Origin of the sequence: Caldimonas sp. (assembly GCF_046291045.1) — a bacterium.
In the GTDB taxonomy this organism is placed as follows: domain Bacteria; phylum Pseudomonadota; class Gammaproteobacteria; order Burkholderiales; family Burkholderiaceae_C; genus Caldimonas.
In genome coordinates this window covers 37,233-49,707 of sequence record NZ_JBKBSL010000004.1, presented here as the reverse complement: position 1 = coordinate 49,707, position 12,475 = coordinate 37,233, and the positions used below count along the sequence as shown (strand labels likewise).

General features: G+C 70.3%; 10 protein-coding genes. 3 read left to right on the top strand and 7 right to left on the bottom strand.

Going from position 1 to position 12,475, the window contains the following annotated elements:
• Nucleotides 1–20 precede the first annotated feature (20 nt).
• From flgG to flgB, 6 genes are read right to left on the bottom strand one after another with little or no spacing between them, the layout of a single operon-like run.
• Nucleotides 21–803, bottom strand: coding sequence for a flagellar basal-body rod protein FlgG (gene flgG / locus ACK4ZD_RS02460; RefSeq protein WP_409658303.1), 783 nt, complete (start codon nucleotides 801–803; stop codon nucleotides 21–23).
• Nucleotides 804–816: 13 nt separating this feature from the next.
• Nucleotides 817–1,548, bottom strand: a complete 732-nt coding sequence (gene flgF / locus ACK4ZD_RS02455) for a flagellar basal-body rod protein FlgF (RefSeq protein ID WP_409658300.1) — start codon at nucleotides 1,546–1,548, stop codon at nucleotides 817–819.
• A 28-nt stretch (nucleotides 1,549–1,576) separates the two neighbouring features.
• Complete coding sequence (gene flgE, locus ACK4ZD_RS02450) at nucleotides 1,577–2,929, bottom strand: flagellar hook protein FlgE (protein ID WP_409658298.1); 1,353 nt, start codon at nucleotides 2,927–2,929, stop codon at nucleotides 1,577–1,579.
• Between the two features lie 36 nt (nucleotides 2,930–2,965).
• On the bottom strand, nucleotides 2,966–3,613 hold the full coding sequence (locus tag ACK4ZD_RS02445; RefSeq protein ID WP_409658295.1) for a flagellar hook assembly protein FlgD: 648 nt from the start codon (nucleotides 3,611–3,613) through the stop codon (nucleotides 2,966–2,968).
• 23 nt (nucleotides 3,614–3,636) lie between these two features.
• A complete protein-coding gene (gene flgC, locus ACK4ZD_RS02440) occupies nucleotides 3,637–4,053 on the bottom strand; it encodes a flagellar basal body rod protein FlgC (protein WP_409658293.1) in 417 nt (138 codons plus the stop codon).
• Between the two features lie 11 nt (nucleotides 4,054–4,064).
• Nucleotides 4,065–4,478, bottom strand: a complete 414-nt coding sequence (flgB, locus tag ACK4ZD_RS02435; protein WP_409658290.1) for a flagellar basal body rod protein FlgB — start codon at nucleotides 4,476–4,478, stop codon at nucleotides 4,065–4,067.
• Nucleotides 4,479–4,763: 285 nt separating this feature from the next.
• Here flgB and flgA point away from each other — a divergent pair, with 285 nt between their 5' ends.
• The 3 genes from flgA (at nucleotide 4,764) to ACK4ZD_RS02420 (ending at nucleotide 6,400) form a co-directional block, all read left to right on the top strand.
• Entirely contained in the window at nucleotides 4,764–5,435 is a 672-nt protein-coding gene (gene flgA / locus ACK4ZD_RS02430; protein ID WP_409658287.1) for a flagellar basal body P-ring formation chaperone FlgA, read from the top strand.
• 94 nt (nucleotides 5,436–5,529) lie between these two features.
• Nucleotides 5,530–5,838, top strand: coding sequence for a flagellar biosynthesis anti-sigma factor FlgM (gene flgM / locus ACK4ZD_RS02425; RefSeq protein WP_409658284.1), 309 nt, complete (start codon nucleotides 5,530–5,532; stop codon nucleotides 5,836–5,838).
• A gap of 145 nt (nucleotides 5,839–5,983) precedes the next feature.
• Nucleotides 5,984–6,400 (top strand): hypothetical protein, encoded by a 417-nt coding sequence (locus ACK4ZD_RS02420; RefSeq protein WP_409658281.1) that lies wholly within the window; start codon nucleotides 5,984–5,986, stop codon nucleotides 6,398–6,400.
• Between the two features lie 104 nt (nucleotides 6,401–6,504).
• On the opposite strand, the gene ACK4ZD_RS02415 is transcribed toward ACK4ZD_RS02420, so the two are convergent.
• A complete protein-coding gene (locus ACK4ZD_RS02415; RefSeq protein WP_409658278.1) occupies nucleotides 6,505–12,468 on the bottom strand; it encodes an amino acid adenylation domain-containing protein in 5,964 nt (1,987 codons plus the stop codon).
• Nucleotides 12,469–12,475 lie beyond the last annotated feature (7 nt).

The window sequence follows — 12,475 nt, the reverse complement described above, 5'->3', positions numbered from 1 at the left end:
CAGTGGTCCTTCGGCGGGCATCAGAGCTGGGCCAAGCGCTGCAGCATCTGGTCGGACGTCTGGATGGCCTTGGAGTTGAGCTCGTAGGCGCGCTGGGTCTGGATCATGCCGATCAGCTCTTCGACCACGTTGACATTGGAGGTCTCGAGAAAGCCTTGCTGCAAGGTGCCCAGGCCTTCGCTGCCCGGCACGCCGGCTGCCGGTGGCCCGGAAGCAGCCGTCTCGACGTACAGGTTCTGCCCGCGTGGGTCCAGACCGCCCGGATTGACGAAGTTCACGAGCTGCAATGTGCCCAACTGCACCGGCTGGGCCGAGCCCGGCACCACCGCGGTGATCACTCCGTCGGACCCGATGGTGATGCTGCGGGTGTTGGGCGGAATGGTGATGCCCGGCGCGACGGGAAAGCCGTTGTTGGTGACGAGCTGGCCGTTGGCGTCGGTCTTGAATGAACCGTCCCGGGTGTAAGCCGAGGTGCCGTCGGGCATCTGGATCTCGAAGAAACCGTTGCCGTTGATCGCCACATCCAGTGGGTTGGTGGACTGTTGAAGGCTGCCCTGCGCGAAGCTGCGCGCGGTGGCCACGGCGCGTGTGCCCAGGCCCACCTGCAGCCCTGTGGGCAACTGAGCCTGCTCGGCGGTGTTGGCGCCGCTTTGGCGCAGGTTCTGGTAGATCAGGTCTTCGAACTGGGCGTGGGAACGCTTGTAGCCTGTGGTGGCCACGTTGGCGAGGTTGTTGGAGACATGATCCAGCTGGACCTGCTGGGCCTCCATGCCGGTCTTCGAGATCCACAGCGATCGCATCATGGCGGGGGCTCCTTCAGGCGTTGGTCGACAACAGCTTGGCCGAGGTGGTTTCGTTTTGTTCGGCCGTCTTGAGCATCTTCATCTGGTGCTCGAATTGGCGGGCCGCCGAGATCATGGCCACCATGGTCTCGATGGCGCTCACGTTCGAACCTTCGAGCGCGCCGTCTTGCAAGCGCGCGTTCGGGTCGGCGGGCAGTTCTTCGCCGTCAGCGCTGCGGAACAGGCCGTCGGGCCCTCGCTGCAGCGGGGCCTCTGGCGTCACCATCTTCAGGCGGGCCACGGGCAGGTTCTGTCCGTTGGCGTTGCGGGCGCTGAGCGTGCCGTCGGCAGCGATGCTCAGCTGTGCATTGGGTGGGGCCTGGATGGGCCCGCCATCGCCGATGACGATCAGACCGCCCTGGGTCATCAGGGTGCCATCGGCTGCCACCGTGAGCGCGCCGGCGCGGGTGTAGGCTTCGGTACCGTCCAAAGCCTGCACGGCCAGCCAAGCGTTGCCCTGCAAGGCGACGTCCAGAGGCCGGCCGGTGTGCTGCACCGGCCCCGGCGCGGCATCGTAGCCGGTGGTGGTCTCCAGCGCATAGACCCGGGTGCTGGCCCCATCGCCTCGCACCGGAACGGCCCGAAAGGCTTGCAGTTCAGCGCGAAAACCGTTGGTGGAGACGTTGGCCAAGTTGTGCGCGAGCACGTCCTGGCGCTGCATCGTGGCCTTGGCGCCGGACATGGCCAGATAGATCATGCGGTCCATGGAGGCTCCTGCAGTTCAGGCGTGAAGATCAACGCAGGCTCACGAGCGTTTGCAACACCTGGTCTTGCGTGCGGATGGTCTGGGCGTTGGCCTGGTAGGCCCGCTGCGCGGTGATCATGTTGACCAGCTCGGCGGTCAGATCGACGTTTGACTCCTCCAGCGCACCGGCCTGCAGCACACCCATGTTGCCCGAGCCGGGCGGGCTGACGGTGGGGTCGCCCGAGGCATAGGTGGCGGCCCAGACGTTGCCGCCCAGGGGTTGCAGCCCCTGCGGGTTGCGGAAGGTCGCCAGCTCGATCTGTCCTGCCGGGCGCGACTGTCCGTTGGAGAATCGGGCCATGATGATCCCGCTGTTGTCGATGGTCACGCCCACGAGCTGCCCCGCTGCGAAACCGTTCTGCGTGAGGTTGGTCACGCCAAAGGTGGTGCCGTACTGGGTGGAGTTGCCCATGTTGAGCTGGATACCGGCGATCGGCAAGGTGGAGCTGCCGTCGGGGCGAACCGTGGCGGGCACATCGATGGGGATGCGACCGTCCGTCGAGGTGCCGCCGCCGCCCATGTAGTAGGTGATCGAGCCGCCGCCTGCGGCGGTGGGGTTGCCGCCCGAGGTGGGCGGGTAGTTGATCGTGGCCACCGGCGCGGGACTGGCACTGGTGCCCATCAGCGGCACACCGTTGGCAGTGGCGTACACGTCCCAGGTGTTGGGCGCCGTCTTCTGGAAGTAGTACGTCACGGCAACGTCCTGGCCCATCGCATCGAACAGGGTGACCGAGGTGGCGTTGTTGAAGGTGGTGGGGTCGTTGAAGTTGATGCCCCCCCCGCTGGGTTGGGTGACGGCCGAGCGCGAATCGAGGTTGAACTCCAGCTCGATGGCCGTGGTGGCCAGCGGGTTGATGCCTGCCGTGGGCAGCTGGATGGGACGGGCTTGCTGCGGCGCGATCACGCCGTTGGCGCTGGCCACGTAGCCCAGCAGCACTTGGCCCTGGTTGTTGACGATATAGCCGTTGCGGTCGACCTTGAACTGACCGTTGCGGGTGTACAGGGGGGGGCCGTCCATCGTGGGGGCGGTGTTGGGCGCGGCATTGGGGTCGCGCACCACGTCGGCCACCTGGAAGAAGCCCGAGCCGTTGATGGCCAGGTCCAGCGGGTTCTCGGTGGTGGTGATGTTGCCCTGGGTGAACTGCTGGGCCACGGCAGCGAGGTTGACCCCGATGCCGATGTTGGTCGCCCCGGCACCGTTCATCGCGGCCGCGTACATGTCTGCAAACTCGGCGCGTGCAGTCTTGGCCCCGAAGGTGCCCGCGTTGGCGACGTTGTTGCCGATGACATCCAGGTTTTTGCTGGAGGCGTTCAGACCGGAAAGACCTTGCTGGAAGCCCATGGTGCGTGTCCTTGTGGGTGAGAATGCGGGGCCGCTTCAGTGGTAGACGACGGCGGCGACCTTGTTGTAGGGCACGGTCTTTCCGCTGAAGAGGTCGAGTTCGAGGCCGTTGGCCGTGGTGCTGACCGCACCGACGGTCTCGCGGGCAAAGGTGTCGGCCTGGACCGGGGTCTTGCCCGAGGTGGCGGTGACCTTGAAGTTCACCTGGGAGAGGTCCGTCCCGTCCTCCGGGGCCCAGAAGAAATGGTGACGACCCCGGCCCATGGCGCCCAGACTCAAGCGATCGATCACCTGCCCGGAGGCGTCGGTGATCTCCACGTTGACCAGGTCGGCCTCGCCGTGCAGCTCGAAGGCGGCGCGACCCTCGCCATCGATGATGTTCATGTGCTGACCCGGCACGAGCACGTCACGCCCAATCAGGGCCGCACCTTGCAGGGCCTGTGCCTGGGTGAAGGAGTAGGCCATCGACTGCAGGCTGCCGTTGAGCTTCTCGATGCCGGTGACCGTCTGGATCTGCGCCATCTGGCTGGTGACCTGCGCGTTGTCCAGCGGGTTGAGGGGATCTTGGTTCTGCATCTGCGCGACGAGCAGTTTCAGGAAGCGGTCCTGGGCGCCGATCTCGTTGCTCGCAGAGATCCCGGACGTGCTGCTCTTGGTGGTGCCATTGATGGAGGTGAGGTCCATGGTCTGCCTTCATGAGGGCGGGCTCACTGGCCCATCTGCAAGGTCTTGAGCAACAGGCTCTTGGCGGTGTTCATGACCTCGACGTTGTTTTGGTAGGAGCGCGAGGCGGAGATCATGTTGACCATCTCTTCGACCGCATTGACGTTGCTGTACGTGACATAGCCTTCGGCGTCGGCTTGCGGATGCGCCGGGTCGTGCACGCGACGTCCGGGTGTGGCGTCTTCGACGACGCGGGCAACCTTCACACCGGCTGCCGAGACATCGCCCGACCGGGCTCCCATCAGCACGGTCTGGAAAACCACCTGGCGGGCCTTGTAGGCCTGGCCGTCGGGCCCGGCCACGGTGTCGGCGTTGGCCAGGTTGCTGGCCACGGTGTTCAGGCGCTGGGACTGGGCGCTGACCGCGCTGCCGGAGATGCTGAAAATGTTGAACATCGACATGGGAGCCTCCCTCACTGCCCGGTGATGGCGCTGAGCAAGGTGCGCACGCTGCCGTTGATGAAGCGCAGCGTCGCCTCGTAACGCACGGCGTTGTCGGCAAAGCTGGCGCGCTCGCGGTCCATGTCCACGGTGTTGCTGTCCAGATTGGTTTGGGCCGGCCGTGCATAGAGCAGCGTGGTGGGCGCTGGCGCGCTGGAGCTGAGTGCGATGTGGCCGGGATGGCTGGTGGCTACCGTGCGGGCGCCGCCCGACCCGCCCTGCCCCGCCGTGGCCTGCCTGAGCGCGGCGGCGAAGTCCATGTCGCGCGCCACGTAGCCCGGCGTGTCGGCGTTGGCGATGTTGCTGGCGATCATGCGCTGGCGCTCGGCCCTCAACACCAGGGCCTCGGCCTGGAAGTTCAGCGATTGGGTGAGTCGGTCGAACATGGCGCCATTTCCATGCACCCATGCGGGGCGCGGCGTCCGGCTCGGCAACCCGGTGGGGATGCAGGGCCGGCAGGTTGGAGGCCATTGTTCTGCCGCCAGCCGTCCCACATTAGCGGGAATAGCCGCGCAAAACCTGTCTATTTCCCACCCTGCAGCGACACACGCGGGGCCTACAGTGCGGTGCACCGAACCCCGAACGCCATGCACCCCACTTGCGCGCCCTCGCTTAGCCTCCTGCGCCGACCGACGGTCGGGCGCTGGCTCCTGTGGGCAGCTTTCACGGGGATGCCGGCCGCGGCCGCCGAGGTCGAATGGGATCTGCAGACCCACGTGCGTTCGCTGGCTCAGGCGCATCACCTGCACTTGTCGACCGCCGCGGGAGCCCCCGCAGTCCGCCCCACTCGCATCGAGGTGGAGGTGGGTGCGCTCGACAGCCGGGTGAAGCTGGCCCCCTGCACGCGCATGGAGCCCTACTTGCCTGCCGGAGCGCGGCCTTGGGGCCGCACCCGCGTCGGGGTGCGCTGCGTCGAAGGATCCACACGCTGGAATGTGTTCCTGCCCGTGACGGTGCGTGTGTTTGGTCCTGCCCTCGTGGCCGCGAGCCCACTGCCGGCCGGCACGCGGCTGCAGCCGTCGCTGCTGCGCACCGTCGAGGCCGACTGGGCCGCCGAGCGGTCGCCGGTGGTCGCCGACCTCGACGCGCTGGCCGGCCGGGTGCTGGCGCGGCCGCTGCCCGCCGGCCAGGCCTTGAGGGACAACCATTTGCGGCCGATCCAGTGGTTTGACAGCGGCGACACGGTGCGCGTGATCGCCCGCGGCCAGGGCTTTGCCGTGAGCAGTCAGGGCCGAGCCTTGACGCCGGGACTGGCCGGGCGCACCGCCCGGGTGCGCACCGACAACGGCCGCATCGTCACCGGCGTGGCCAGCGCCGAGGGCGTGCTGGAGGTGAATTTGTGAGCATTTGTAATATTTTCGAGATCCACGCTCAAGTTGTCGGTCCGAGGGTCGATACCCCGAGCATGTCGGACCGGACCCGGTCCAGGAGCAGGTCATGAAGATCGTTCACACTGCAGAATCCGCTGCCCTTGCGGCAGGCCAGGCTCGCCCGGCCGCCGGCGAGGCGCGACCGGCTGCCGCCCGCTCTGCCGCAGCAGCGGCTTCCACCCTCAGCGAAAGCGCCACTGTGAAGCTGTCCAGCACCGCGGCCGGTCTGATGGCCAGCACCCCCGAATTCGACGCCGAGAAGGTGGCTGCGATCCGGCAGGCCATTGCCGAGGGCACCTTCAAGCCCAATGCCGAGGCGATCGCCGACAAGCTGATCGCCAATGCACAAGAGCTGCTGAACCGGATGGGGCGCTGAGGTCTGGGCGCTCCGCGTCGGGCTCTCGCCTTCCGGCGGGGCGGGACTCCCGCCCTCGTTGGGGGGCAGAGACGACGTTCGGCCCTGCGGATTATTGAGTCTGCCCTGATCCTGCTTCTGAGTACTGACACGGATGGCGCCACCGATGCCTGCACATGCCCCGACCTTCCTGACGGCCGCCGCCGCGGCCATCGCCCCCCACGACCTGGAGCCGACCGTCGCCGAGGTGGAAACCCGGCTGCAGGCGCTGGGCGACGCCCTGCTGGCCCGCGACGCCACGGCGCTGGAACGTTGCGCCGGTGAGTTGCAACGTGCGCTGACCGAGGCGGTGGCGCGTTTCAGCCAGGTCGCGCGCAGCGGCTCGCAGGTGCCGACCGCGCTGCGCCAGCGCCTGGTGCGGGCCACAGGCGCCGTGGCGGCCCATCGCGAGAGCTTGTCTCGCGCCACGGCCGCGCTGGATCGCGCGATGGATGTGCTGATGCCGAGCGAGGCCGAGTGGGTCTACCGCCCGGCCCCGGGGCGTGCGTTCGGCCCGGCGCGCCGCGGATCGCTGCACGCCTGATCGTCCACTCCCGCCCCCCGGCAATGCTCGAGCCGCGTCGCGGGGCAATGCGCATGGGCCCCCATCCGGTCCCTGCGTGATCCCCTCCCCGGGGAGGAACAAGTTCAGGAACGCCGCGGCAGCGTCGTCAGCAGTTCCTGCACATGGGCCGCCAGTTGCGCCACCTGGGGCGCGCGCAAGATGCCCAGGTGGTCCCCCGGCACCTCGCGCACCACGAGCCGGCTCAGCAGGCCCTGCCAGCCCAGGTCGGGGGCGAGGCCCTCGGTGTCGCCCGCGCGCACGAGCATCACGAGGCCGTCATAGGGGCGCGGCTGGTACTGCCGGCGTGCGCGCTGGTACAGCCGGTCGCGTGCGCGGATGAGTTCGGGATCCGGCCCCGGGGGCACCTCGGCCGCGTGCATGGGGCCGACCGCTACCCGTCCGCGGCCCAGGCGGCCGGCCAAGGGCAGACGGCCCTGGGCCAGCCGCCGGCCCTGGCGGCGCAGCCACTGCAGGCGGTCGGCCAGGGGGGGCGAGGGCCGCGCCGTGTCGAACATCACCACGCAGTCCACCACTTCACCGAGCGCGCGCAACTGCCGCGCCATCTCGAGCGCCAGCAGCCCTCCGAAGGACAGACCGGCCAGGCGGTAAGGTCCGGCGCTCTGGCGCTCGCGCAGCAATCGCACATAGTCGGCAGCCAGGCGCTCGACGGTCAGGCCTGACTGCCGGGGATCCGCGTGCACATCGAGGAAGCCGAGCTCGGCCGGCACGAACAGGCCATACACCGGCACCTGCGGCGCCAGCGCGTCGGCCAAGGGCTGGTAGATATGCACGCCGCACACGCAGTGCAGCGCCGGGGCCGCGCCCTGGGGCTGCAGGCACACCACCGAGGCCTCGTGCAGCCGGCGGCCGGTGTCCAGGGCCTCGCACAGCGTGGCCACGGTGGGGTGCTCGAAGACTTGGGCCAGGCTGCACGGCAGCCCCAGCCGGGCTTCGATGCGATGGACGAGCCGCGCGGCCAATAGCGAATGCCCCCCCAGGTCGAAGAAATCCTCGTGCACACCGAACCGGCGGTGCCCCAGCACCTCGGCCCAGACCTCCCACAGGGCCTGTTCGGCAGCGTTGCGGGGCGGCACGCGCTGGACGCACGCCAGCGGCTCGGCCGGCGCGGGCAGGCTGCGGCGGTCGAGCTTGCCGTTGGGCAGCACCGGCAGGCGGTCGATGAAGACGAGGTGCTGGGGCTGCATGTAGTCGGGCAGGCGGGCTCGCAAGCGCTCGCGCAAGGCATCCCGCAGATCCTCGTGCGCAGCCGCCGGGACGTCGGTGTGAACGTAGGCGACCAGTCGGGCATCGCCCGGACGGTCCTCACGGCGCATCACGACGGCGCGATGCACCCGCTCGTCGGCGGCCAGCACCGCCTCGATCTCGGCCGGCTCGATGCGGTGGCCGCGCAGCTTGATCTGGTCGTCCAGCCGGCCCAGGTGCTCGAGCCGGCCATCGCGGCGCCAACGCACCCGATCACCCGTGCGGTACAACCGCTGCGGGGGCTGGCCGGGGTCGGCGGCCCACTCGATGAACCGCTGCGCCGTGAGTTCGGGCCGGCGCCAGTAACCCAGGGCCAGGCCGGCACCGCCGAGATGGAGTTCACCAGCCACCCCCCAGGGGCAGGGTTGACCGTGCGCATCGAGCACCCAGGCCTGGGTGTTCGCGATGGGCCGGCCGATGCTCAGGTGCTCGGGGCGTGCGGACACGATGCGCACGCAGGTGGACCACACCGTGGTCTCGGTGGGGCCGTACATGTTCCAGACCTCGGCCCCATGGGCCAGCAACTGTGCGGCCAGTTCGTGCGGCAGGGGCTCCCCGCCGACCAAGGCCTTCAGGCCGGCAGGGCCCGTCCAGCCGGCTTCCAGCAGCATCTGCCAGCGCGACGGCGTGGCCTGCATGCCGGTGATGCGCCCGCCCTCGAGCAGGCGCCTCAGCGCGGGTCCGTTGGTGGCCTGTTCGTCGGTGGCCAGCACGATGCAGGCGCCGCGCCCAAGCGGCAGCAGGGTCTCGAGCACGGCGATGTCGAAGCTCAGCGTCGTCACGGCCAGCCAGCGCTCGCCGGGCCCGAGGCCGGGCTCGCGTGCCATGCTGGCCAGGAAGTTCACCACCGCGCCCTGGGGCACGACCACCCCTTTGGGGCGCCCGGTCGAGCCCGAGGTGTAGATCACGTAGGCGGGGTCGCCAGGCCCGGCGCACGAGGCGGGCTCGCCCGAGGGCCCCGCCCCCTCCTCCTGCAGCGCGCGCACGCCGGCCGTTGACAGACCCACGGCCCAGGGGGGCGCCGTCTCGCCAGCGATCAGCAGGGCCAGCCCCGCGTCCTCGGCCATGTCGGCCAGGCGGGCGGGCGGATAAGCCGGATCCAGCGGGACATAGGCCGCCCCGCTGCGCAGCACACCCAGCTGGGCCACCAGCAGATCGGGGTTGCGCGACAGGCACAGCCCGACGCGCTGTCCGACGCCGATGCCGCGCCGGCGCAAGGCACGCGCCAGCGCCGCACTGCGCTGCTCGAGCTGCGCATACGACAGCACCTGCCCGGCGCATTCGAGGGCCGGCTGCGCGGCGTATCGCTCGAAGGCAGGGACCAGCCAGGACCAGACATCGCCGGCAGGCTGCGGCAACGCCGGGCCGCTGGCCAGCGTGCGCAAGGCCTCCAGTTCGTCGGGCGCGAGCATGGGCAGCGCCGCGACGTGTTCCCCCGGCGCGCGCACCGCGGCCTCGAGCAAGGCCTCATAGTGACGCGCCAAGCGCTGCACTGTGGCCGGCTCGAACAGGTCGAGCGCGTATTCGAAGACCGCGGAGCGGTCCAGCTCGGGATCGATGGTGACGGCCAGGTCGAACTGGGCCGCCTGGCGGTCGAAGTCCACCCGGGACCAGGCCAGTCCCGGGAAGTCGATCTGCCCCAGCGGGGCATTGACCATGTTGAAGAGCACCTGAAACAGTGGCGAGCGGCTGGTGTCGCGCACGACGCCCAGCTCCCTGACCAGCAACTCGAAGGGCATGTCCTGGTGGGCATAGGCCTCCAGCGCGGTATGGCGCACCTGCTCCAGCAGGGCCTCGAAGCTCTGTCGCGCATCGATCCGGCTGCGCAGTACCAGGGTGTTGACGAAGGTGCCTAGCAGATCCTCGGCAGCCAGATGGTGTCGATTGGCAATGGGCATGCCGATGGCCAGGTCGGCATGACCGCTGTGGCGGTACAGCAGCAGCTTGAACGCGGCCATCATCACCATGGCCAGGCTGGCGCGGTGGCGCGCACCGAGCACGGTCAGCCGGTGCAGCAGGGCCGGCGCCAGGGGCAGGCGCACACGCGCGCCGCGGTGGCCCTGCGGGCTCGGGCGGGGGTGGTCGGTGGGCAGCTCCAAAGGCTCCAGATCGGCAAGCTGTTCGCGCCAGTAGGCCAGTTCCTGGGCATGACGTTCGCCGGCGTACCAGCGGCGGTGCCAGATGGCGTAGTCGGCATACTGCAACGCCGGTGGGGCTGGCGGCATGCCGGCCCCACCGGCGTGATGCCGGGCATACGCAGCGGCCAGTTCCCGAGCCAGCACGGTGAAGGACCACTGGTCTCCGATGAGGTGGTGCTGCACGATCAGGAGCACGTGCTCGTCGCTGCCCAGCGGCAGCAGGTGCATCCGCATCAGGGGCCCGCGCGCAAGGTCGAAGGGCTGCTGAGACAGGCGTGCGAGCAGTGCGTGGACGGCCGGGTCGTCGGGACCGCGGGCCTGCGGGGGCGGTGCCACGGTCTCGACCACGGGCGCCGCCTCGGTCCGCACCCGGGGGCGCACGGTCTCGCCGTCGAGCACAAAGACGGTGCGCAGGATGTCGTGCCGCGCCACCACCTCGTCCACCGCCGATTGCAGGGCCTGGATGTCCAGTGGGCCACGCAGGTGCAGGGCCAGCGGCATGTGATAGGCCGTGCTGGCCGGCGCGAGCTGTTGCATGAACCACATGCGCTCCTGGGCGTAGGACAGCACCGGCTCCTGCGCGGCAAGCGGCGGCGGCGCCAGCGCTGGCGAGGTCATGGCAGCTTGCTCGAGGCATCGGCTCAGTCCGGCCGGGGTGGGCGACTCGAAGAGCTGCCGGACGGACAGCTCGACCCCGGTGTGGGCCCGCAGACGCGACACGAGCTGGGTGGCGGTGAGCGAATCCCCGCCCTGATCGAAGAAGTTGGTGTGGGGATCGACGGCCCGTCCGGCTCCGAGAACGGCCTGCCAGGCAGCGGCCACCGCCGGGTGCACCGCCGCACCGGCCGCGGCGGTGGCTTGGGGCCGTGCCGACCAGGCCTGCGACTGCCAGCGGTCGCGCCGGTAGCGCTCGCGGGCCAGGGCGCGCTGGGGCTTGCCGCTGGAGGTGCGCGGCAGGACGCCGCCGCGCAGCACCACGACCTCGGCCACCTCGACCTCGAATTCCGCAGCGACGGTCGCGCGCACGGCCTCGACGATGGCTGCCACGGCCGGCGCGTCGGGCCGACCGCGGACTTCGACCAGCAGCACGACGGCCTCGCCCGCCTGCGCCTCGACGCCAAAGGCCAGCGCCGCCCCATCGGCCAGCGCGGGGTGGGCCGACTGGGCCACGGCTTCGAGATCCTCGGGATGCAGGTTGCGCCCTCCCACGATGATCAGATCCTTCAGGCGTCCGGCCAGATAGAGCTCGCCATCGGCAAGGAATCCGAGGTCGCCGGTGCGCAACCAACCCTGGCCGACGGCATCGCCCTGCAACCGGGCCGCGAAGACCTCGGGAGCGGCTTTGCGCCAGTAGCGCTGCGCAACGCTGGGGCCCCGCACCCAGATCTCGCCGACCCGGCCTTCACCGAGTGGAGACAGGCCGGTCGGGTCGACCACCTTCACCGTCAGCCCGGGCAGGACCGGTCCGCACGACACCAGGGTGCGCGAGCCCGGCGCCCCGGGTTCGACCTCCCGCACCTGGCCGTGCTCGAGCGCGGCGGCCGACAACACCAGACAGCGCGGGGGGATGGACTGCGGCGAGAGGCTGACCGTCAGCACCGCCTCGGCCAGGCCGTAGGCCGGCGCCCAGGCCGCGGGGTCGAACCCTTGGGGGCCGAAGGCCTGTTCGAAGGACGAGAGCGTGTGCGGGCGCACCGGTTCGGCCCCGCAGGTGGCCAGGCGCCAGCCGCGCAGGTCGGCCGTCCATCCCGGCTCGCGCGATCGGGCCCGCACGCAGGCGGCATAGGCAAAGTCCGGGGCGCCGGAGACCGTGATGCGATGACGCGCGATGGCCTCCAGCCAGCGCAGGGGCCGGCGCATGAAGGCCCGCCGCGGCATCAGGTAGGACACGCCGTCTTGCAGCAGCGGCTGGATCAGGCCCAGCACGATGCCGTAGTCGTGGAACCAAGGCAGCCAGCTCAGGGCCCGTGGGGGCTGCGCCACCCTGCGCCCGACCACGCCGGCCAGGGCCGCCCCGTGGGCCAAGACCTGGGCATGGGTGATCACGACGCCGCGCGGCGCCTCGGTGGAGCCCGAGGTGTACTGCAGGTAGGCCGGATCCTGCGGCTGCACGGCCCCGCCGCGCAGGGCCTCGCCCGGAAGCGCCGCACCGGCTTCGTGCAGAGCCTGGGGGCTCGTCCAAGCCAGGGGCCCGGGGGCCGGTGGCGCGGGATCCGGGTCCGGGCTGCGCACACCCAGGACGGCCCCGGCATCCTCGGCGATGCGGCACAGGCGGTCCCAGCCGCGCGCCCCCAGCCGCAGGTCCGGCGGAGGGGCCGGCACGGGCACCACGCCGGCCAGCAGGCAGGCCCAGAAGAGTTCCACGGCATCGACCCCGCCCTCGAAGGCCAGCAGCACGCGCTCGCCGGACCCGGCCCGACCACGCAGGGCCCGCGCCAAGCCGGTGCTGCGTTCGAGCAGTTCGGCACGGGTGCGCGTCCAGGCGATCGCCCCCTGCTCGTCCAGCCCGGCATAGGCCAGTGCCTGCGGATCAGCCCGGCAGCGAGACAGGAACAGACCCGTCAGCGTCGCGGCAGGCCCGACGCCGCCTCCCCACGAGGCAGCATCGGGGGATGGGGGCTCAGCAGCGGGCTCGGGCGGGAACATCGGGGCG